Annotated in this window: 20 protein-coding genes; 12 read left to right on the top strand and 8 right to left on the bottom strand. The window is 70.2% G+C overall.

Annotation, left to right across the window (positions count from 1 at the left end):
* Positions 1 to 253 precede the first annotated feature (253 nt).
* Positions 254 to 1,006: a GNAT family N-acetyltransferase gene (locus IOD14_RS07370; RefSeq protein WP_123992874.1), complete on the top strand. Its 753-nt coding sequence runs from the start codon at positions 254 to 256 to the stop codon at positions 1,004 to 1,006.
* A gap of 23 nt (positions 1,007 to 1,029) precedes the next feature.
* On the opposite strand, the gene IOD14_RS07365 is transcribed toward IOD14_RS07370, so the two are convergent.
* On the bottom strand, positions 1,030 to 1,854 hold the full coding sequence (locus tag IOD14_RS07365) for a rhomboid-like protein (RefSeq protein WP_212669909.1): 825 nt from the start codon (positions 1,852 to 1,854) through the stop codon (positions 1,030 to 1,032).
* A gap of 149 nt (positions 1,855 to 2,003) precedes the next feature.
* Between IOD14_RS07365 and IOD14_RS07360 the strand changes: the two genes are divergently transcribed.
* The 5 genes from IOD14_RS07360 (at position 2,004) to IOD14_RS07340 (ending at position 9,012) form a co-directional block, all read left to right on the top strand.
* Positions 2,004 to 2,684: a spermidine synthase gene (locus tag IOD14_RS07360; protein WP_212669908.1), complete on the top strand. Its 681-nt coding sequence runs from the start codon at positions 2,004 to 2,006 to the stop codon at positions 2,682 to 2,684.
* Between the two features lie 123 nt (positions 2,685 to 2,807).
* Complete coding sequence (locus IOD14_RS07355) at positions 2,808 to 3,545, top strand: response regulator transcription factor (protein ID WP_031038660.1); 738 nt, start codon at positions 2,808 to 2,810, stop codon at positions 3,543 to 3,545.
* A complete protein-coding gene (locus IOD14_RS07350) occupies positions 3,542 to 4,648 on the top strand; it encodes an ATP-binding protein (RefSeq protein ID WP_123991614.1) in 1,107 nt (368 codons plus the stop codon). Before IOD14_RS07355 ends, IOD14_RS07350 begins: the two co-directional genes overlap by 4 nt.
* A 292-nt stretch (positions 4,649 to 4,940) precedes the next feature.
* Complete coding sequence (locus tag IOD14_RS07345; protein ID WP_123991613.1) at positions 4,941 to 8,744, top strand: multifunctional oxoglutarate decarboxylase/oxoglutarate dehydrogenase thiamine pyrophosphate-binding subunit/dihydrolipoyllysine-residue succinyltransferase subunit; 3,804 nt, start codon at positions 4,941 to 4,943, stop codon at positions 8,742 to 8,744.
* Between the two features lie 88 nt (positions 8,745 to 8,832).
* Positions 8,833 to 9,012, top strand: a complete 180-nt coding sequence (locus IOD14_RS07340; protein WP_003992906.1) for a DUF6104 family protein — start codon at positions 8,833 to 8,835, stop codon at positions 9,010 to 9,012.
* 57 nt (positions 9,013 to 9,069) lie between these two features.
* On the opposite strand, the gene IOD14_RS07335 is transcribed toward IOD14_RS07340, so the two are convergent.
* Positions 9,070 to 9,936: a hypothetical protein gene (locus IOD14_RS07335; RefSeq protein WP_123991612.1), complete on the bottom strand. Its 867-nt coding sequence runs from the start codon at positions 9,934 to 9,936 to the stop codon at positions 9,070 to 9,072.
* Positions 9,937 to 10,082: 146 nt separating this feature from the next.
* Between IOD14_RS07335 and IOD14_RS07330 the strand changes: the two genes are divergently transcribed.
* Together IOD14_RS07330 and IOD14_RS07325 are read left to right on the top strand one after the other, a co-directional pair.
* A complete protein-coding gene (locus IOD14_RS07330; RefSeq protein ID WP_212669907.1) occupies positions 10,083 to 11,048 on the top strand; it encodes a DUF4097 family beta strand repeat-containing protein in 966 nt (321 codons plus the stop codon).
* A 1-nt stretch (position 11,049) separates the two neighbouring features.
* Positions 11,050 to 12,132 carry a PadR family transcriptional regulator gene (locus tag IOD14_RS07325; RefSeq protein WP_123991610.1) on the top strand — a complete coding sequence of 361 codons (1,083 nt, stop codon included), beginning with the start codon at positions 11,050 to 11,052 and terminating at the stop codon, positions 12,130 to 12,132.
* A gap of 71 nt (positions 12,133 to 12,203) precedes the next feature.
* Here IOD14_RS07325 and IOD14_RS07320 read toward each other — a convergent pair whose 3' ends face one another.
* The 4 genes from IOD14_RS07320 to IOD14_RS07305 all read right to left on the bottom strand — a co-directional run bounded on the left by IOD14_RS07320 (position 12,204) and on the right by IOD14_RS07305 (position 15,854).
* Positions 12,204 to 12,767 (bottom strand): Clp protease N-terminal domain-containing protein, encoded by a 564-nt coding sequence (locus tag IOD14_RS07320; RefSeq protein WP_123991609.1) that lies wholly within the window; start codon positions 12,765 to 12,767, stop codon positions 12,204 to 12,206.
* Entirely contained in the window at positions 12,767 to 12,976 is a 210-nt protein-coding gene (locus IOD14_RS07315; RefSeq protein ID WP_007384656.1) for an HTH domain-containing protein, read from the bottom strand. Before IOD14_RS07315 ends, IOD14_RS07320 begins: the two co-directional genes overlap by 1 nt.
* A 107-nt stretch (positions 12,977 to 13,083) precedes the next feature.
* On the bottom strand, positions 13,084 to 14,049 hold the full coding sequence (locus tag IOD14_RS07310) for a zinc-binding dehydrogenase (RefSeq protein ID WP_123991608.1): 966 nt from the start codon (positions 14,047 to 14,049) through the stop codon (positions 13,084 to 13,086).
* Between the two features lie 581 nt (positions 14,050 to 14,630).
* A complete protein-coding gene (locus tag IOD14_RS07305; RefSeq protein ID WP_212669906.1) occupies positions 14,631 to 15,854 on the bottom strand; it encodes an NADP-dependent malic enzyme in 1,224 nt (407 codons plus the stop codon).
* A 647-nt stretch (positions 15,855 to 16,501) separates the two neighbouring features.
* Between IOD14_RS07305 and IOD14_RS07300 the strand changes: the two genes are divergently transcribed.
* From IOD14_RS07300 to IOD14_RS07290, 3 genes are read left to right on the top strand one after another with little or no spacing between them, the layout of a single operon-like run.
* Complete coding sequence (locus IOD14_RS07300; protein ID WP_123991606.1) at positions 16,502 to 17,461, top strand: ABC transporter substrate-binding protein; 960 nt, start codon at positions 16,502 to 16,504, stop codon at positions 17,459 to 17,461.
* Positions 17,462 to 17,491: 30 nt separating this feature from the next.
* The gene (locus IOD14_RS07295) at positions 17,492 to 18,433 is read left to right on the top strand and encodes an amino acid ABC transporter permease (protein ID WP_123991605.1); all 942 of its coding nucleotides are present in this window, start codon (positions 17,492 to 17,494) and stop codon (positions 18,431 to 18,433) included.
* Positions 18,430 to 19,191, top strand: coding sequence for an amino acid ABC transporter ATP-binding protein (locus tag IOD14_RS07290; RefSeq protein ID WP_123991604.1), 762 nt, complete (start codon positions 18,430 to 18,432; stop codon positions 19,189 to 19,191). Before IOD14_RS07295 ends, IOD14_RS07290 begins: the two co-directional genes overlap by 4 nt.
* A gap of 56 nt (positions 19,192 to 19,247) precedes the next feature.
* Here IOD14_RS07290 and IOD14_RS07285 read toward each other — a convergent pair whose 3' ends face one another.
* A complete protein-coding gene (locus tag IOD14_RS07285; RefSeq protein ID WP_123991603.1) occupies positions 19,248 to 20,006 on the bottom strand; it encodes a class I SAM-dependent methyltransferase in 759 nt (252 codons plus the stop codon).
* Positions 20,007 to 20,105: 99 nt separating this feature from the next.
* Between IOD14_RS07285 and IOD14_RS07280 the strand changes: the two genes are divergently transcribed.
* Positions 20,106 to 20,735: a CGNR zinc finger domain-containing protein gene (locus tag IOD14_RS07280; RefSeq protein WP_123991602.1), complete on the top strand. Its 630-nt coding sequence runs from the start codon at positions 20,106 to 20,108 to the stop codon at positions 20,733 to 20,735.
* Here the strand turns inward: IOD14_RS07280 and sodX are convergent.
* Complete coding sequence (sodX, locus tag IOD14_RS07275; RefSeq protein WP_123992873.1) at positions 20,639 to 21,076, bottom strand: nickel-type superoxide dismutase maturation protease; 438 nt, start codon at positions 21,074 to 21,076, stop codon at positions 20,639 to 20,641. The two genes, IOD14_RS07280 and sodX, sit on opposite strands and share 97 nt — an antisense overlap.
* Between the last annotated feature and the right edge of the window lie 103 nt (positions 21,077 to 21,179).

Below are 21,179 nucleotides of genomic sequence, written 5' to 3'. Positions count from 1 at the left end.
ACCCGGAGGCGGCCCGGGACGGCCTCTGTCATGCTGCGCCGGTGACCGCCCCGCACGCGCGGAGGCTCCCACCGACTGCCTCACGGACAACACCCGGCCCCGCCCCTCTCTTCCCGGCCCTGCGGGACGACGACCAGGACGGCCAGGGCAGCCGGCTCAGCCAGTTCAGCCAGTTCAGCCAGGACAACCGAAAGGCCGACCGAGCTTGACCACTGCAGACACGCACCCCCTCCTCTCCGCCTACGACGACCAGATGCGCGGCGCTCCCCCGGCCCCTCCCGCGGGGGTGACCTACGAGCAGGACGGCCCGCTGCTGCGGATCGTCGGCCAGTTCCGCGGGTTCGTGAGCGGGCCGCGCGACCTCGGCGTGGACGGCGACGCGCTCGACGAACTCATCGCGCGCCAGCGTGACCTCTTCGCGGCGCGCGGCGAGGCCGTCGAGTGGAAGACCCGCTCCCACGACACCCCGGCCGACCTGCCCGCACGGCTCGGCGCGGCCGGCTTCGTGCCCGAGGAACGGGAGACGGTGCTGGTCGGACGGGCCGCGGAGTTGGCCGCCGGGGAGCCCGTGCTGCCGGACGGCGTCACCCTGCGCCGTGTCACGGCGGACGCCGACATGCACCGGATCGCCGCGATGGAGTCGGCGGTGTGGGGTCAGGACTGGAGCCGGCTCGCCGACGACCTGATCGGCCGGGTCGCCGGCGCGCCGGACGACGTCGCGGTGTACGTCGCCGAGGCGGACGGCGAAGTGGTGTGCGCCGCCTGGCTGGTGTTCCGCCCGGGCACGGAGTTCGCGAGCCTGTGGGGCGGCTCCACGCTCACCGAGTGGCGGGGCAGGGGCATCTACCGTGCCCTGGTCGCCGTACGCGCCGCTCTCGCCGTCTCCCGCGCGGTCACGTATCTGCACGTGGACGCCTCGGACGACAGCGCGCCCATCCTGCGCCGGCTCGGCTTCCACGCGGTGACCACGACCACGCCGTACGTCTGGACCCCGCAAGGCCCCTGACACCGACTCGGGACCGACCGCCGCTAACCCGCGACGGGCCGGCCGGCAGCGGGCCGGTGGGCGCGGTACCGGCGCCGCACCAGCGGCCAGGTCGCGACGCCGATGGCCAGGGCGATCGGATGACCCCAGTCGGTCATCGGGTCGGTGAACGCGATCAGGTCGGCCATCAGCATCCAGCCGAAGAGAGCGAGCAACGGCCAGCGCAGCCACGGTCCGAGCAGCCCCGCCAGCGCGCCGAGGCTCGCGGCCACACCGAAGCTGACGCCGTAGTCGAGGCGGTGCAGCGAACTGGCGGGCAGATGCCCGAACAGGACCGCGAAGCCGATCGGGACCTCGGTGGCGAGGGTCGCCCCGACATGCCCGAGCAGGAAGACACCGGCCGTGCGCGCGCCGCCGATCCTGCGCTCCAGCGCGGTGAGGACGAACACCAGGGCCAGGGCGTACGGCGAGAGGATGCCGCCCGCGATCCACAGCGCGCTGGCGAGCAGTACCAGTACGGGTGTCCGCACCAGGTGTGCCACATCGGTGCTGGAGCCCTGGTGCAGGGTGTGCACGAGGGCGGGGTCCAACTGCGCGGCGACCAGCGCGACGACGGCCAGGACGGCGCCGTAGCCGAAGGTGAAGGGTGTCCCGGTGGGGGTGGGGAGCAGCCGCCACACACGGGGCACGCGGAACCGGCGGTCCGGGACGGCCGTCGCCGCTTCCCGCGGCCTGTCGGCGGCCGGTGCCTCGCTCCGCTGCCGGGGCATGCCGTCGAGCAGCCCGGCGACATCAGGGAGACACGCGTCCGCGGCGGGCTCGGCCGGCGTGGTCGCGTCCGAAGGAGCCGGTGGCACGGTCCGTTCCAAGGTGAGCTGCCCCTTCCGTTTCACCCCACCCTTCGCGTCCGACCCACCCGCTGTCTGTGACCGGCGCCACCCTGAACCCGATTCACAGCGACTTCTCAAGAACCTGTAATTCGGTCGGCCCGCCCCGTCCGCCCTGCCAGGATGGGCCGATGCCCACCTCGTACGACATTCCCGAAGTCCTGGACCGTCGCGAGGGCCCCCACGGGGAGGTCGTCCTGCGGCGCCACGGCGAGTTGCTCCAGATCATCGCCAACGGCTGCTTCCTGATGGACACCTCCGACGGGCGCTCGGAGCGCAGGCTCGTCGACGCGGCGCTCGGCGCACTGGACGACCGCCCGGAACCGCACGTCCTCATCGGCGGTCTCGGCGTCGGCTTCTCGCTCGCACACGCGGCCGCGAACCCGCGCTGGGGCCGGATCACGGTCGTCGAGCGGGAGCCGGCGATCATCGACTGGCACCGCGGGGCGGGTCCGCTGTCGGCGCTCTCGGCCGAGGCGTTGGCCGATCCCCGGACGAACATTCTGGAAACGGATCTAGTCGGATTCGTCAATGAGACATGCGCCACTTTTGACGCGCTGTGCCTCGACATCGACAACGGACCCGACTGGACGGTCACGGACGGCAACCACGGCCTCTACGCGCGTACCGGACTCACAAGCTGCGCAAGGGTGTTGAAGCCGGGCGGGGTACTGGCCGTGTGGTCCGCGAAACCCTCTGCGGAATTTGAGGGATCCCTAGCAAATGCCGGGTTCCAGCAGGTACGTACCGAGGAGATCCCCGTTGCCCGGGGCGTACCCGACGTCGTACATCTCGCCGTCCGACCTGGATAGCAAAGGGGTGATGACTCCCCGTACTCTGCTTCCCTACGCCGATCATTCAAGCGTCAATCGCAGTCATGCGCAGACAAGGAATCACCCCACATGGTTCCGGAAAGCACTCCCCAGGGGCGGGCGATGGAGCAGACACACACCTCCCACAACGGTTCGACGGCTACCCCGGGCGCACAGCGCCGGGTTCTGGTCGTCGAGGACGATCCGACGATCGTCGACGCCATCGCGACCCGCCTGCGCGCCGAGGGATTCCTCGTGCAAACGGCGGTCGACGGTCCGTCGGCGGTGGACACGGCCGAGGCCTGGCAGCCGGACCTGCTGATCCTCGACATCATGCTGCCCGGCTTCGACGGTCTGGAGGTCTGCCGTCGCGTGCAGGCCGCCCGTCCGGTGCCGGTGATGATGCTCACCGCGCGGGACGACGAGACCGACATGCTGGTCGGGCTCGGCGTCGGCGCCGACGACTACATGACCAAGCCGTTCTCGATGCGCGAGCTGGCCGCGCGCGTCCACGTCCTGCTGCGGCGGGTCGAGCGGGCGGCGCTGGCCGCGGCGACGCCCCGGTCCGGCATTCTCCGGCTCGGCGAGCTGGAGATCGACCACGCGCAGCGCCGGGTACGGGTGCGCTCGGAGGACGTGCATCTGACGCCCACCGAGTTCGACCTCCTGGTGTGCCTGGCGAACACCCCGCGCGCGGTGCTCTCCCGTGAGCAGCTGCTGGCCGAGGTGTGGGACTGGGCGGACGCCTCGGGCACCCGGACCGTCGACAGCCACATCAAGGCGCTGCGCCGGAAGATCGGCGCCGAGCGGATCCGCACGGTGCACGGTGTGGGCTACGCCCTGGAGACGCCGACGCCATGAGCGAGGGTCCGGCCGGCCGGAGAAGCCCCAGGGAGCCCTGGGGCGGAGTGAGCCCGTTCTCGATCAAGACCAAGCTGGGCGCCCTGGTCGTCATCGCGGTCCTCATCACCACCGGGCTGATGATGATCGCGATGCGCACGGCGACCGAGCTGCGCTTCATCACGGTCTTCTCGATGATCGCCACACTGCTCATCACGCAGTTCGTGGCGCATTCGCTCACCGCGCCCCTGGACGACATGAACGCGGTCGCCCGGTCCATCTCGCACGGCGACTACACCCGCCGGGTCCGTGAGAACCGCCGGGACGAGCTGGGCGACCTCGCCCAGACGATCAACCGCATGGCGGACGACCTGGAGGCCCAGGAACGCCAGCGCAAGGAACTTGTGGCAAATGTCTCCCACGAGCTGCGCACACCCATCGCTGGTCTGCGCGCGGTGCTGGAGAACATCGTCGACGGGGTCACCCAGGCCGACCCGGAGACCATGCGCACGGCCCTGAAGCAGACCGAGCGGCTCGGCCGGCTGGTGGAGACCCTGCTGGACCTGTCCCGCCTGGACAACGGCGTCGTACCGCTGAAGAAGCGCCGTTTCGAGGTGTGGCCGTATCTGTCGGGCGTGCTGAAGGAGGCCAACATGGTCGCCTCCGCGCGCGCGGGCATCGCCTCCGGATCGGGCAGCCACACGCGCAACGACGTGCATCTGCATCTCGACGTGTCGCCGCCGGAGCTGACCGCGCACGCCGATCCGGAGCGCATCCACCAGGTCGTGGCCAACCTGATCGACAACGCGGTCAAGCACAGCCCGGCGCACGGCCGGGTGACGGTCAAGGCGCGGCGCGGGTCGCTGCCCGAGTCGCTCGAGCTGGAGGTCCTCGACGAGGGCCCCGGCATTCCGCGCTCCGAGTGGCACCGCGTCTTCGAGCGGTTCAACCGCGGCCAGGTCATGCGGCCGCACGGTCCGGGCAGCGACGGCGGCACCGGGCTGGGGCTCGCGATCGCCCGGTGGGCGGTGGATCTGCACGGCGGCCGGATCGGAGTGGCCGAATCCGAGCGGGGCTGCCGGATTCTTGTCACCCTTCCGGGACTTCCATCTCTGCCAAGTTGACGTAAAGTTCGAAGCGGAGCCACAAGATCCATCTCTGTTCCGCGCTGACGGACACGTGTGATCAGGCAGAGGGCCGCGCCGCAGTCGCGCAGAGCCCCGCTCGGCCCTTCCCTCAGGCGGGTTCACGCAGCGGAACCACGGTTGTTTCCCGCCATTTTCACCCCCGAAACCCGCTCTTTGATGTGACTTACACGACGATGGACCGGCCCGGCCTGACCTTCACCGTCTCGGGGGCGTAGCCTTTATTTCCGCTGTCCATCACCTTGTGAAGCGGAAGAGGGCGGTTGCCGCCGTGTCGCCACAGTCCCCCAGTAACTCGAGCATCTCGACCGACGCAGACCAAGCGGGCAAGAACCCCGCTGCCGCGTTCGGCCCGAACGAGTGGCTCGTCGACGAGATCTATCAGCAGTACCTCCAGGACCCGAATTCGGTAGACCGCGCCTGGTGGGACTTCTTCGCCGACTACAAGTCGGGGGCTGCCGCTCCGGCTGCGGCGGGTACCGCGGCCGCGGGGGCCGCGGAGACCACCACCGCGTCCGCCGCCCCGGCCGCCGCCGCCCCGGCTCAGGTGCCCGCACCGGCGCCCGCCGCCGCTCCGGCGGCCAAGCCTGCCGCTGCGGCTCCGGCCCCGGCCAAGGCCGCCGCTCCGGCTCAGGCCGCTCCGGCCGCCAAGCCCGCGGCTGCGAAGCCCGCCGCGAAGCCGGCCGCCGACGGTGCTTCCGCGGAGGGCCCGGAGCTGGTGACCCTGCGCGGTCCCGCCGCCGCGGTCGCGAAGAACATGAACGCCTCCCTGGAGCTGCCCACGGCCACGTCCGTGCGCGCGGTCCCGGTGAAGCTGCTCTTCGACAACCGCATCGTCATCAACAACCACCTCAAGCGCGCCCGGGGCGGGAAGATCTCCTTCACGCACCTGATCGGGTACGCGATGGTGCAGGCCATCAAGGCCATGCCGTCGATGAACTGGCACTACGCGGAGAAGGACGGGAAGCCCACCCTCGTCAAGCCGCCGCACGTCAACTTCGGCCTCGCCATCGACCTGGTGAAGCCCAACGGTGACCGCCAGCTGGTCGTCGCGGGCATCAAGAAGGCCGAGACGCTGAACTTCTTCGAGTTCTGGCAGGCCTACGAGGACATCGTCCGCCGTGCCCGTGACGGCAAGCTGACGATGGACGACTTCTCCGGTGTCACGGTCTCCCTGACCAACCCGGGCGGCCTCGGCACCGTGCACTCCGTGCCGCGTCTGATGCCCGGACAGTCGGTCATCATGGGCGTCGGCTCCATGGACTACCCGGCGGAGTTCCAGGGCACCTCCCAGGACACCCTGAACAAGCTCGGCATCTCGAAGGTCATGACGCTCACGTCGACCTACGACCACCGGGTCATCCAGGGCGCCGCCTCCGGCGAGTTCCTGCGCGTCGTCGCCAACTACCTCCTCGGCGAGAACGGCTTCTACGACGAGATCTTCGAGGCCCTGCGCATCCCCTACGAGCCGGTCCGCTGGCTCAAGGACATCGACGCCTCGCACGACGACGACGTCACCAAGGCCGCCCGCGTCTTCGAGCTGATCCACTCCTACCGGGTCCGCGGCCACGTCATGGCCGACACCGACCCGCTGGAGTACCGCCAGCGCAAGCACCCCGACCTGGACATCACCGAGCACGGCCTCACCCTGTGGGACCTGGAGCGGGAGTTCGCGGTCGGCGGCTTCGCCGGCAAGTCCCTGATGAAGCTGCGCGACATCCTCGGCGTGCTGCGCGACTCGTACTGCCGCACCACCGGCGTCGAGTTCATGCACATCCAGGACCCGAAGCAGCGTAGGTGGATCCAGGACCGCATCGAGCGCTCGCACACCAAGCCCGAGCGCGAGGAGCAGCTGCGCATCCTGCGCCGGCTGAACGCCGCCGAGGCCTTCGAGACCTTCCTGCAGACGAAGTACGTCGGCCAGAAGCGCTTCTCCCTGGAGGGCGGCGAGTCCGTCATCCCGCTGCTCGACGCGGTCCTCGACTCGGCCGCCGAGTCCCGTCTGGACGAGGTCGTCATCGGCATGGCCCACCGCGGCCGCCTGAACGTCCTCGCGAACATCGTCGGCAAGTCGTACGCGCAGATCTTCCGCGAGTTCGAGGGCAACCTCGACCCGAAGTCGATGCACGGCTCCGGCGACGTGAAGTACCACCTGGGCGCCCAGGGCACCTTCACCGGCCTGGACGGCGAGCAGATCAAGGTCTCGCTGGCCGCGAACCCCTCCCACCTGGAGACGGTCGACCCGGTCATCGAGGGCATCGTCCGCGCCAAGCAGGACATCATCAACAAGGGCGGCACGGACTTCACCGTCCTGCCGGTCGCCCTGCACGGCGACGCGGCCTTCGCGGGCCAGGGCGTGGTGGCCGAGACCCTGAACATGTCGCAGCTGCGGGGTTACCGCACCGGCGGCACGGTCCACATCGTCATCAACAACCAGGTCGGCTTCACGGCGGCGCCGGAGTCCTCGCGCTCGTCGATGTACGCCACCGACGTGGCCCGCATGATCGAGGCCCCGATCTTCCACGTGAACGGCGACGACCCGGAGGCGGTCGTGCGTGTCGCGCGTCTGGCCTTCGAGTTCCGCCAGGCGTTCAACAAGGACGTGGTGATCGACCTCATCTGCTACCGCCGCCGCGGTCACAACGAGTCGGACAACCCGGCCTTCACCCAGCCGCTGATGTACGACCTGATCGACAAGAAGCGCTCGGTGCGCAAGCTGTACACCGAGTCCCTCATCGGTCGCGGCGACATCACCCTGGAAGAGGCCGAGCAGGCCCTGCAGGACTACCAGGGCCAGCTGGAGAAGGTCTTCACCGAGGTCCGCGAGGCCGTCACGGCCCAGCCGGCCGCCGGTCCCGTCTCCGACCCGCAGGCCGAGTTCCCGGTCGCCGTGAACACCGCGATCTCCGCGGAGGTCGTGAAGCGGATCGCCGAGTCCCAGGTCAACATCCCCGACACCTTCCACGTCCACCCGCGTCTGCTGCCGCAGCTGCAGCGCCGGGCGTCGATGGTCGAGGACGGCACGATCGACTGGGGCATGGGCGAGACGCTGGCCGTCGGCTCCCTGCTCCTGGAGGGCACCCCGGTTCGCCTCTCCGGCCAGGACTCCCAGCGCGGCACCTTCGGCCAGCGGCACGCGGTCCTCATCGACCGCGAGACGGGCGAGGAGTACACCCCGCTCCAGTACCTCAACGAGGACCAGGCCCGCTACAACGTCTACAACTCCCTGCTGTCCGAGTACGCGGTCATGGGCTTCGAGTACGGCTACTCGCTGGCCCGCCCCGACGCGCTCGTGCTGTGGGAAGCGCAGTTCGGCGACTTCGTCAACGGCGCGCAGACGATCGTCGACGAGTACATCTCGGCGGCCGAGCAGAAGTGGGGCCAGACGTCCGGCGTCACCCTGCTCCTCCCGCACGGCTACGAGGGCCAGGGCCCGGACCACTCCTCGGCCCGCGTGGAGCGCTTCCTGCAGCTGTGCGCGCAGAACAACATGACGGTCGCGATGCCGACCCTGCCGTCGAACTACTTCCACCTCCTGCGGTGGCAGGTGCACAACCCGCACCACAAGCCGCTGGTGGTCTTCACCCCGAAGTCGATGCTGCGCCTGAAGGCCGCCGCGTCGAAGACGGAGGAGTTCACCTCGGGTCAGTTCCGCCCGGTCATCGGGGACACGTCCGTGGACGCCGCCGCGGTCCGCAAGGTCGTCTTCGTGGCGGGCAAGCTGTACTACGACCTCGAGGCCGAGCGTCAGAAGCGCGGCATCACGGACACGGCGATCATCCGCATCGAGCGCCTGTACCCGCTCCCGGGTGCCGAGCTCCAGGCGGAGATCGCCAAGTACCCGAACGCCGAGAAGTACCTGTGGGCCCAGGAGGAGCCGGCGAACCAGGGCGCCTGGCCGTTCATCGCCCTCAACCTGATCGACCACCTGGACCTGGCGGTCGGCGCGGACATCCCGCACGGCGAGCGACTGCGGCGGATCTCCCGCCCGCACAGCTCCTCCCCGGCCGTCGGTTCCGCCAAGCGGCACCAGGCGGAGCAGGAGCAGCTGGTGCGTGAGGTGTTCGAGGCGTAACCGCTCACGCGGGCAGTACGTGACCGGGCCGCATCCCTCTCCCGAGGGGTGCGGCCCGGCCGTTTCGAGCGCACTTATCCTTGACGGCATGTACTTCACGGACCGTGGCATCGAGGAACTGGAGAAGCGGCGCGGCGAGGAGGAGGTCACCTTCGAGTGGCTGGCCGAGCAGCTGCGGACGTTCGTCGATCTCAATCCCGACTTCGAGGTGCCGGTGGAGCGGCTCGCCACCTGGCTGGCCCGACTGGACGACGAGGACGACGAGTAGCAGCAGGGCAGCGGGGCGCTCCTTCGGGGGCGCCCTTTGTGCTGCGCGGACCGGGTTTCAGTCCCGGGGGTGCGTGAGGTCGTACGACAGCCCGAGCGCGCCGTGCGCCAGCAGCAGCGCCCCCGCCGTGAGCCAGCCGCCGCTGCGGTGGCGCAGGCCCCAGGCCGCCAGCGGGAGGCCTGCCGCCATCTGGGCCAGCGCGAGGGCACGGGCCCTGGGGTCGCCGGACCACGGGAGCCACGGGGCGAGGCGAGGGCCCGCGGCCGCTGCGAGCTCGCTGTGGACCGCTTCCGTCCGGACCTCCCCCTCGACCGTCCGGGCCTCCCCCTCGATCGGGTGGGCGTCCGCGCGGTCCCGGGCCACCTCGTGGAGGCGGTCGGCCGGTTCGCCGGGAGCGAGGCCCGCGGGAAGTGTCAGACCCACGCGCGTGAGGACCGCCAGCAGGCCGCGCAGACGGGCGCGGGCGTCGGAGGTGGGGTCCGGCTCGGTGAGCCGGTCCAGGGACTGGACGTCCAGGACCGGGTCGAGGCCCAGCCGGGCCGCGAAGGTGCGCATGGCCTCGTCCTCGCCGGCCGGGGTCCCGTTGGTGAGCCAGATGTAGCCGACGGGACGGCGGAAGCCGGACGCGAGGGTGTAGCCGCCGCGGTCGGCGTCCCACCACAGGGCGAGAACGGGCCAGGGAGCGCCGACGGCCAGGGCACCGGCCCAACCCGTCATGACGCGGTCGACCGGCTCCTCACCACGCTGCCACGGCCCTCCTTCCGGCACGAGGACGCTCCACCCCTGCCCCGCGCGCGTGAGCAGCATCCGCTCGCGCAGCAGCCGGGCGGCGGGGGCCACGGCTTCCGGCTCGGCCCGGCAGAGCAGCAGGGCGCCGGGGGCGGGGCCGGTGCGAGCGGTGCGGGAGGTGGCTTCCGTCGGCATGGTCACACGCTAGGGCGATTCAAGGCGATTGGTCATATTTACGCCCTTCGTGCCCCCCGGAAGAGTGTCTTGACTTTCGACGTCCACGATATATCGTGAATTGCAGGAGACGCGATATGGCGCGTTGCTACGGGGAGGTCTGCACCATGTCCGAGTGGTCCGTCACTGAGCCCAGGAAGCTCACCTTCGACGAGCCCGTACGCGAACTCCACGTACGCACCGTCAACGGAACGGTGAACGTGGTGGGCACGGACGAAGGTTCCGCCCGCCTGGAGGTGTCCGAGATCGACGGGCCGCCCCTCGTCGTCACCCAGGAGGGCGGGATTCTCACGGTGGCCTACGAGGACCTGCCCTGGAAGGGCTTCCTCAAGTGGCTCGACCGCAAGGGCTGGCGGCGCAGCGCGGTCGTGTCGCTGGCCGTGCCGGCCGACACCCGCGTGGAGGTGGGCGTGGTGAGCGCCGCGGCCGTCGTGTCGGGAGTGCGCGGCCCCTCGGTGGTCAAGGGGGTCAACGGCGACACGACCCTCGTCGGCCTCTCCGGCCCCGTCCGCGCCGACACCGTCTCCGGGAACCTGGAGGCCCAGGCGGTCACCGGCGACCTGCGCTTCAACTCGGTCTCCGGGGATCTCACGGTCGTCGAGGGCTCCGGCCCCTCCGTGCGGGCCGACTCCGTCAGCGGCTCGATGATCATCGACCTCGACCCCGAGGGCCCCACCGACGTCCGGCTGACCAGCGTCTCGGGTGAGATCGCCATCCGGCTCCCCCAGCCCGCCGACGCGGAGGTGGAGGCCAACACCGCGAGCGGGACGATCTCCAACGCCTTCGAGGGCCTGCGCGTGCACGGCCAGTGGGGTGCCCACAAGGTCACCGGCCGCCTCGGCGCCGGCACCGGCAAGCTCCGCGCGACCACCGTCTCCGGCTCCATCGCCCTTCTGCGCCGCCCGCCCCGGGAGGACGAGGAGGAGCCGTGGGAGGACCAGCCTCCGGTGGCCGGCACCCCGGTGGACGGCGCCCGCAGCGAATCGGGGGACAATTCCGTTTCCGGCCCGGACCAGGGTCCCGACTCGCCCCCCTCCCCGGCCGACGGCACGACCGACAAGAAGGTGCTCTGACATGCCCCCCGTCTTCGCCCACGGCCGCCTCCGCCTCTATCTGCTGAAGCTGCTGGACGAGGCCCCGCGCCACGGCTACGAGGTGATCCGGCTCCTGGAGGAGCGCTTCCAGGGTCTCTACGCCCCCTCGGCGGGCACCGTCTACCCCCGTCTGGCCAAGCTGGAGGCGGAAGGACTGGTCACCCACACCACCGAGGGCGGCCGCAAGGTGTACGCCATCACGGACGCGGGCCGCGCCGAGCTGGCCGACCGCAGCGGTGAACTGGCCGACCTGGAGCTGGAGATCCGCGAGTCGGTCGCCGAGCTCGCCGCCGAGATCCGGGCCGACGTGCGCGGCGCCGCGGGCGACCTGCGGCGCGAGGTGCGGGCGGCGGCCAGCGAGGCACGCCGAGGCGGTGGCAGCGGCGCCAAGGGCACCGGCGGCGAACACGAGGGCCCCTTCGGGGACTTCACGGAGTACGCCGACAAGGAGTCGTGGCGCGTCGCCAAGGAGGAGATGCGCCGCGTCAAGCAGGAGTGGAAGGAGCAGGCCCGGCGCGCCAAGGACGAGAGCCGCCGCGCCCGCGAGGAGGCCCAGCGCGCCCGCCGTCAGGCCAAGGAGGCCCAGGACCGGGCCAGGGAGCAGGCGCAGGAGGAGGTGCAGCGGATCGCCCGGCGCGTCCAGGAGCAGGTGCAGGACCACTTCGCGCGCGGCGACTGGCCGACCGGGGTGCGCGAGGGGCTGACCGAACTGGCCAAGGAGTTCGGCGAGTTCGGGAAGGACTACGGCAAGGAGTTCGGGAAGGACTTCGGCTTCGGCCGCGGCGGCGCGAGGTCCGAGAAGGCCGAGGGAACCCCGCCCGGCCCCGAGTACTCCCACACCCCGGAGGACTTCCCCGCCGACTACGAACCCTCCTGGGCCCACGAGGACTCCACCGGCGACCCGGCCCGCGACCTGGACCGCCTGCTCGACCGCTTCCGCGACGACATCCGCGACGCGGCCCGCGACCACGGCATCACCGCCGACCAGCTCCGCGACGCCCGCCGCCATCTGTCGACGGCGGCGGCCCACATCGGAGCACTCCTGCGCACACCGAAGGCGTGAACCGGCCGGACTCCGGCGGTACGACGACCCCGGCCCCGCCGGGCGGGCCGTACTGCCGGAGCGGGCGCCCCTCAGCCTGCCTTCGCCTCTCCCCCGCCGTAGAGGACGCGCACGACCGACTCATGGGTCACCCCGTGATCGGCGAGCACCTCGCCGGGCACCCCGGGCCTGACGGTCAGGGCCAGCAGGATGTGCTCGTCGCCGATATGACGGTCCCGCCGGGCCACGGCGACACGGAGAGCCTTCTCCAGGATCTGCTTGGCGTCCCGCCCGAAGGGGCGCCGCCCGGACCACGATCCCTTGCCCTTCCGGCCGCCGGACATCGCCCCGACCCCGTGCACCTCCTCCACCCGGGCGACGATCCCCGACACATCGATCCCGAGCCCCGCCAGCGCCTCGGCGTCCGCCTGTGACAGCCCGGCCCGCCGCCGCGCCTCGCCCAGAGCCTCCCGTACGGCGTCCGAGCGCTCGGTGAGCCCGAGAGCGGCCAGGACGAACGAGGCCCGACCGGACTCCCGGTCCAGCAGCGCAAGCAGCAGATGCTCGGCGTCCACGGACCCGGCCCCCGTCCGCTCGGCATGCTCGACCGCACCCACGACCACCGCGCGGGCGTCCTTCGTGAACCGCTCGAACATCAATGCCTCCCGTACTTCTTGTGCACGGCCTGCCTGCTCACTCCGAGTTCCGCGGCGATCTCCTGCCACGACCAGCCCTGATTGCGCGCACTGCGCACCTGCACCGACTCCAGCTGCTCCAGCAGCCTGCGCAGTGCGGCGACGGCACGCAGTCCGACCCGGGGATCGCGATCACCGGCACGCTCGGCGAGATCCGTTGCTTCGGTCATGACGTCAACCTACATTGACACTGCCTCACCCGTCAACCAAAGTTGACAAGCATCGGCGGCCGATCCACACCCGGACCGGCCGCCGACAAAAGGGAAAAGAAAAGAAATCAGTCGTTCGTCAGCACGACCTTGCCGAACTGCTCACCGGACTGGACCCGCTCGAAGCCCTCACGGGCACGGTCCATGGGCAACACCTCGTCGATCACGGGCCGCACCCCCGTAGCCGCACAGAACGCGAGCAAATCCTCCAGCTCGTCCTTGGTCCCCATGGTCGAGCCCACGACCTTCAACTCCAGGAAGAAGATCCGGGTCAGTTCGGCGTGCGAGGGGCGGTCACCGCTCGTGGCACCGGAGATGACCAGCGTGCCGCCGGGCTTGAGCGACTTCACGGAGTGCGACCACGTGGCGGCACCCACCGTCTCGATGACGGCGTCCACCCGCTGCGGCAGCCGCGCACCCGACTCCACGGCCTCCACGGCCCCGAGCTCCAGCGCGCGCTTCCGCTTGGCCTCGTCCCGGCTGGTGGCGAAGACCCGCAGCCCCGCGGCCTTCCCCAGCACGATGGCGGCCGTGGCGACACCGCCACCGGCGCCCTGCACCAGCACGGAGTCACCGGGCCGCACGCCCGCGTTCGTGAACAGCATCCGGTACGCCGTCAGCCAGGCCGTGGGCAGACAGGCGGCCTCCGCGAAGGACAGCTCCTTCGGCTTGGGCAGCACGTTCCAGGTCGGCACGGTCACCTGCTCGGCGAACGTTCCCTGGTAGCGCTCGGTGAGGATGGAGCGCGGCTCCTTGGGACCGACCCCGTGCCCGCTCTGACCGATGACGGAGTGCAGGACGACCTCGTTGCCGTCCTCGTCGACACCGGCGGCGTCACAGCCGAGGATCATCGGAAGCTTGTCCTCTGCGAGGCCCACACCGCGCAGTGACCAGAGGTCGTGGTGATTCAGGGAAGCGGCCTTGACATCGACGACGCTCCACCCCGGACGGGCTTCGGGAGCCGGACGCTCCCCCAACTCCAGCCCCGAGAGCGGGTTGTCGCGGTCGATTCGGGCGGCATAGACAGCGAACATGACCTTGACGATAGGGTCCGCCGCCGACGCGGGGAACCGGGGGACGTTGTGACACACGCCCTGTTGCGCTTCGGGGCGCCTATGGGGGTGCCGGATCAGGTGGTCGGGCGACTGCGGGTCCGTCGTGGCCGGTCGCGCAGTTCCCCGCGCCCCTAGGGGGTTGCAGTGACCCGGCGCCACCACGAGCCGTTCGCCGGATCGCGCGGGACCACGGGGCGCAAGCCGCGTACGGCGCGCAGGGGACGGGGTGGGGGGTGTCCGCCCGCAGCGGCCGGCGTCCGTCACCGAGCACATCTCAAGGCACAGCAACCGCCGGACCGAGGACGGACACCCCCCACCCCGGCCCCGACCCACCCACCGAACCGCACGCGCTACACAAGCCCCCACCGGGGCCGCAGCTGCGCCGCAGGCACTCAGGGGCGCGGGGAACGGCGCAAAAAGCGCCCGCCCCCGCCGAACCCGAACCCGCACCCGCACCCGCACCCGCACCCGCACCCGCACCCAATCAGCCCAACCCCCAGGCAAAGAAATGGCCCCGCCCGAAGAACCCCCGGACAGGGCCACCCCACACCCGCCACAACTCAGCGGCGAGCAACCCCCTCCGCCCGAGCCGCCGCAGCCACCGCCGCAGTGACCGCAGGCGCCACCCGCTCGTCGAACGGGGACGGAATCACATAGTCCGCCGCAAGATCGTCACCGACCACGGAGGCCAACGCCTCCGCCGCCGCGATCTTCATGCCCTCCGTGATCCGCGAGGCCCGCACCTGCAGCGCCCCCGCGAAGATCCCCGGAAACGCCAGCACGTTGTTGATCTGGTTCGGGAAGTCGGACCGCCCGGTGGCGACCACGGCCGCGTACTTGTGCGCGACCTCCGGGTGCACCTCGGGATTCGGGTTGGCCATCGCGAACACGAAGGCGCCCTCCGCCATCGAGGCGACCGCAGATTCCGGCACCGTGCCGCCGGACACGCCGATGAAGACGTCCGCGCCGGCCAGCGCGTCCTCCAGCGACCCGGACAGCCCCGCCTTGTTCGTGAACCCGGCGAGCTCCCGCTTCACGGACGTGAGGTCGTCCCGGTCACCGGACACGACACCGCGCCGGTCGGCGACGGCGACGTCCCCGATGCCCGCCTCGACGAGCATCTTGGCGATGGCCACGCCCGCCGCGCCCGCACCGGAGATCACCGCACGAAGATCTCCGATGGACCGCCCGCTCAGCCGCGCCGCGTTGCGCAGGGCGGCCAGCGTCACGACCGCGGTCCCGTGCTGGTCGTCGTGGAAGACGGGAATGTCGAGCCGCTCCTGGAGCCGCTTCTCGATCTCGAAGCACCGAGGAGCCGAGATGTCCTCGAGGTTCACGCCGCCGAAGGACGGCGCGAGACGGACCACGGTCTCGATGATCTCGTCGACGTCGGTGCAGGCCAGCGCGAGCGGAACCGCGTCCACCCCGCCGAACTGCTTGAACAGGATCGCCTTGCCCTCCATCACCGGGAGGGAGGCTTCGGGCCCGATGTCACCGAGCCCCAGCACGGCCGTACCGTCCGTCACGACGGCGACGACCGACGACTTCCACGTGTAGTCGTGGACGAGCTCCGGCTGCTCGGCGATGGCGCTGCACACCTTCGCCACGCCGGGCGTGTACGCGAGGGACAGGTCGTCCTTGTCACGGACCGGCACGGTGGCCTGCACAGCCATCTTGCCGCCGCGGTGCAGCGCGAACGCGGGGTCGAAGGAATCGAGGGGCTCCGCCCCTCCGTCCTGTCCCGTATCGCTGTCGCTGCGAGGATTGACGATCTCCGCTGCCACTTTGTCTTACCCCTTAGGTCTTCATGGTTTGAGGGTGGCCACTCCTGGTTGAGAAGTGGGCGGGCACCGCGTACGGCCCTGGTCACTGATGCGTACGGGCCGGTACACGACGGGCGCGCCGCACACGCGCCCTGAGCCCCGGATGAGGGGTGTAAAGAACCTTCTTACCGGACGACCGGCGTCGAGGACGAGTCCAATACGTGCAAGGTCACATGCCGGAACGCAAATCGATCATCGATCATCGGAGGCCGGTGACATGAATCATGGAACGTCATCCGGACAAACCATCAGCAGGCCCTTGACGATCACCGCAGAGCCGCTCGAACGGCCGCGGACCGCACCGTCCGGCTCACCCCGCTCGACGAATCGCACCGAAGATCTTCCGGCCGGAATGCCAGATTCCCGCAGATGGTCCGGTCGCGATGTACGGACATGAGGCGGTTCGGGGGTCACCCGTTATCCGATTTTGACATGACCGGCCCCCAGAATGGTCCAGTCCGAATGGCAAGATGCCGTAATCACACGAGGTCGCGACACTCGAAGGCGTGTGCTCTCGTCGACCTGAGGAATGAAGGCAGCGCTGCCGGACCGATCGGCAGCCGCCCCCGCCCATCGGCAACTCCACCCATCCGCCGGAGGAACCCACCATGACCGCAAGCTCCACCCGTCGTACGACCGCCGCGCGCACCAGGACAGCCGCGGTAGGTGCGATCGCGGTCGCAGGCGCCCTGATTCTCACCGGTTGCGGTGACCAGACGGACAGCGGCGGCAGCAGCTCCAAGGAGTCGGCGTCGTCCAGCAAGGCTCCGCTGTTCGACAAGCTGCCCGCGAAGATCCAGAAGGCCGGCGTCATCAAGGTCGGCACCAACGCCGAGTACGCCCCCATGGAGTACCAGGAGGGCGGCAAGATCGTCGGCGTCGACCCCGACATCGCCGCCGCGCTGGGCAAGCAGCTGGGCGTGGAGTTCCAGTTCACCTCGGGCTCCTTCGACGGTCTGATCCCGTCGCTGAACTCCGGCCGCTATGACGTCGCCATGTCCTCCATCACGGACACCAAGGACCGTCAGGAGGGCCTGGACAACGGCAAGAAGCTCGGCCCGGGCGTCGACTTCGTCGACTACTTCACGGCCGGCACCGCCATCTACGTCCAGAAGGGCAACCCGAAGAAGATCGGCTCGATCGACGACCTCTGCGGTCAGACGGTCGCCGTTCAGCGCGGGACGACGTACGAGAAGGCGCTTCAGGACCAGTCCAAGAAGTGCACGGACGGCGGCAAGAAGAAGCTCGACATCGAGTCCTTCGAGAACGACACCGAGGCCCAGACCCGCGTGAAGTCGGGCGGCGCCGTCGCGGGCGTCAACGACTACCCGGTCGCCATCGACCTGGCCCGCAAGGCCGACGGGGGCAACGCCTTCGAGGTCGTCGGCGAGCAGGTCGACGCCGGTCCGTTCGGCATCGCCGTGAACAAGGACAACAAGGAACTCGCGAGCGCCCTGGAAGCGGCCGTCAACGCGATCATCGAGGACGGCACGTACAAGAAGGTGCTGGAGAAGTGGGGCGCCGAGACCGGCGCCATCGACAAGGCCGCGATCAACGGCGGCAAGTGACGGACCCCGCACCACCGAAGGGCAGTCACTGTGACTGAAAAGATCGACAAGGAGCCCGCGGACACGCCGCCGCGGGCCTCCCACGCGCCGGAGACCATCAAGGCCATCCCGGTCCGCCACTACGGCCGCTACGTCAGCGCCGTCGTCGTGCTGGCGCTGGTGGCCCTGCTGGTCAACGCGTTCGCCACGGCCGAGAAGATCCAGTGGAGCGCGGTCGGCGACCGGCTGTTCGACTCCACGGTCCTCGCCGGCGCCGGCCGCACCCTGCTGATCAGCGTCCTCGCGATGATCGTGGGTGTGGTCCTCGGCGTGCTGCTGGCCGTGATGCGGCTCTCCAAGAACCCGGTGACGAGCTGGGTGGCCTGGGTCTACATCTGGTTCTTCCGGGGGACGCCGGTCTACGTCCAGCTCCTCCTCTGGTTCAACCTCGCGCTGATCTTCCCCATGCTGAATCTCGGTCCGATCTACAAGGACGAGATGACGGACGTGATGACCCCGTTCATGTGCGCCCTGCTGGGTCTGGGCCTGAACGAGGCCGCGTACATGGCGGAGATCTGCCGCGCCGGCCTGCTGGCCGTCGACGAGGGCCAGACGGAGGCCTCGCACGCGCTCGGCATGAGCCATGCCAAGACGCTGCGGCGGATCGTGATCCCGCAGGCGATGCGGGTGATCGTGCCGCCGACCGGCAACGAGTTCATCAACATGCTCAAGACCTCGTCGCTGGTGTACGCGGTGACGTACAACGAACTGCTGCGCGCCACCTCGACGATCGGCTCCACGTCGTACGCCGTGATGGAGATGCTGTTCGTGGCCTCCATCTGGTACCTGGTCATGACCAGCGTGTTCAGCGTCTTCCAGTACTACCTGGAGCGCCGTTTCGCCCGCGGTTCGTCCCGCAGCCTGCCGGCGACTCCGTGGCAGCGGGTCAAGGCCAACATGATGGCGTTCAGCCGTGAAAGGGGCTCGGTATGACCGCCATGGTGAAGGCCGAGGGCGTCCACAAGTCCTTCGGACTGGTCGAGGTCCTCAAGGGCATCGACCTGGAAGTGAAGCAGGGCGAGGTCTTCTGCCTCATCGGCCCCTCGGGCTCCGGCAAGTCGACGTTCCTGCGCTGCATCAACCATCTGGAGAAGATCAACGCCGGCCGGCTGTACGTCGACGGCGAGCTGGTCGGCTACCGCCAGAAGGGCGACAAGCTGTACGAGCTCAAGGACAGCGAGGTCGCGCTCCAGCGCCGGGACATCGGCATGGTGTTCCAGCGGTTCAACCTGTTCCCGCACATGACGGCCGTCGAGAACGTCATGGAGGCGCCGGTCCAGGTCAAGGGCACGGGCCGGGGCCAGGCCCGGGAGCGCGCGACGGAGCTCCTGGAGAAGGTGGGCCTGGCCGACAAGGCCAAGTCCTACCCGGCGCAGCTCTCCGGCGGCCAGCAGCAGCGTGTCGCGATCGCGCGGGCCCTGGCGATGGACCCGAAGCTGATGCTCTTCGACGAGCCGACCTCGGCCCTGGACCCGGAGCTGGTCGGTGACGTCCTCGACGTCATGCGCGACCTGGCCGAGTCCGGCATGACGATGGTCGTCGTCACCCACGAGATGGGCTTCGCCCGCGAGGTCGGCGACAGCCTGGTCTTCATGGACGGCGGCGTGGTCGTCGAGTCCGGCGACCCCCGCGAGGTGCTGACGAACCCTCAGCACGAGCGCACCCAGGCGTTCCTGTCGAAGGTGCTCTAGCGGTACGACGACGAAGGGGCGGTACGACGGTGTCGTACCGCCCCTTTCGCGTGCCCCTACTTCAGCGCGAGCAGCAGCGTGTCCGACGGCGAGCACCACACCGGCCGGGCCTCGCCGAAGCCCTGTTCGCGCAGCACGCGCGCGTGCCACTGGGCCGACGGCGTGTCGCCCTCCGCGTGCTCGCCGTAGATCTCGAAGCGCCGGGCCGTGGGTTCCGCGAGCACGGGGTCGGCGGCGGCGACCTCCCACCAGGCGGCCCAGTCGAGGGCGCCGTCCTGCCTGGCCCGCTCCATGTGTGCGTGGCGCTGTGCGCGTTCGGCCGCGTTGATCCGGGGCGTGGACTCGTCGATCATGTGGTCCGCGTTCATGAAGACACCGCCGTCGCGGACGAGTTCGGCGATCCGCCCGTAGAGGGCCGAGAGGGGTTCGCTGTGCAGCCAGTGCAGGGCCGTGGCGGTCAGGACGGCGTCGTAGGAGTCGTACGGCAGTCCCGCGGGCCAGTCCGGGTCCTTGAGGTCGGCCGTCACGAAGGTGACCCGCTCGTCGCCCGCGAAGGTGCCCTCGGCGATGGTGAGGAGCGCCGGGTCGAGGTCCACGCCGGTGCTGGTGGCGTCCGGGAACCGGGCGAGCAGCCTGGCCGTGATGGTTCCCGTGCCGCATGCGAGGTCCAGCACGCGCGGCCGGGGCCCGACGAGGGCCTCGACCATGTCCAGCATGACCCGGAACCGCTCCTCGCGGTCCGGCATGTACCACTCCTGCTGCCGGTCCCAGCTCTCCTGCCAGGCCTGCCAGTCGGTGCCGACACCCGTCGTCATGGGAGCCCCCTGTCCGCTCACTGTCGTAATACCCTGGAAGCACGATCAGCTGTTACCCGACCGCACCACGACGATAGAACGCCTCCGTAAGGACTACAAGTGGAACTGGCCTATTACTCGGACTACGCCGTACGTCTGGTCAACAGCGAGGACCCGGCCCGCGGCAAGGACTCCCTGACCTCTGTCGAGGCCGTCCGCGACCTGTTCGGTGTCAGCCAGGAGGCGGGCCGCCGGGTCACCGAGGCCGACGTCACCCGCTTCCGTTCGGTGCGGGCGCGGCTGCGGGCGGTCTTCGAGGCCGCGGACCAGGGCGACGAGGAGACGGCGGTGAACCTGCTGAACTCGTTGCTGCTGGAGTTCCCGGTGAACCCGCAGATCTCCGGGCACGACTTCCGCGACGACGACGGCCGCCCGCTGTGGCACATGCACCTGGCGGACCACCCGTCCAACGCCACCGCCGGGTACGCGGCGATCGCGGCGATGGGTCTGGCGTTCCACCTCACCGAGTACGGCGTGGACCGGCTCGGCCTGTGCGAGGCGTCCCCGTGCCGCAACGCCTATCTCGACACCTCGACGAACCGCTCCAGGCGCTACTGCTCCGACCGCTGCGCCACCCGCGCCAACGTGGCCGCCTACCGGGCCCGCAAGCGCCTGGAGGCCGACCGGTCGGGGAAGACGGGCCGCACCGCGGACAGCGCCCAGCGCACGGCGGCCAGCGGGGAGCGCTGAGCGGGCCCGGGCGGCCGGTACCTGAGCCGGGCCTTGCCGAGGACGAGTTCCTCCGGGACGACGCCGTAGTCCGTGCTGTCTCCGCCCGCGAACGCGTTGTCCCCGAGCACCCACCAGCCGCCCTCGCGCCGCTCCACGGCCCGCTTGACGACGAGCAGGTCCTGCTGGAACGGATGCCGCAGGACCACGATGTCACCGGGGCCGACCCTGGCCCCCCAGTGCACGACGAGCTGGTCCCCGTGCCGGAGCGTGGGCACCATCGACGGCCCGGTCACCTCGGCCACCCCCACGAAGGGCAGCAAGGACCTCCCCCGCTCGGTCTCCTGCGACAGCTCCGGCATCCCCGGCACCTCCCCGGTACGTTCATCCACCAGTCTCAGTCTGACCCCGGACTTTTGTCCTAAGCCCATGGGGGCACCCGCGAATTCGGCTCTCCCAGGGAGT

The sequence above is a fragment of the Streptomyces sp. A2-16 genome, from assembly GCF_018128905.1.
Lineage (GTDB): Bacteria > Actinomycetota > Actinomycetes > Streptomycetales > Streptomycetaceae > Streptomyces.
This window is presented reverse-complemented; position numbering and strand designations above follow the sequence as displayed.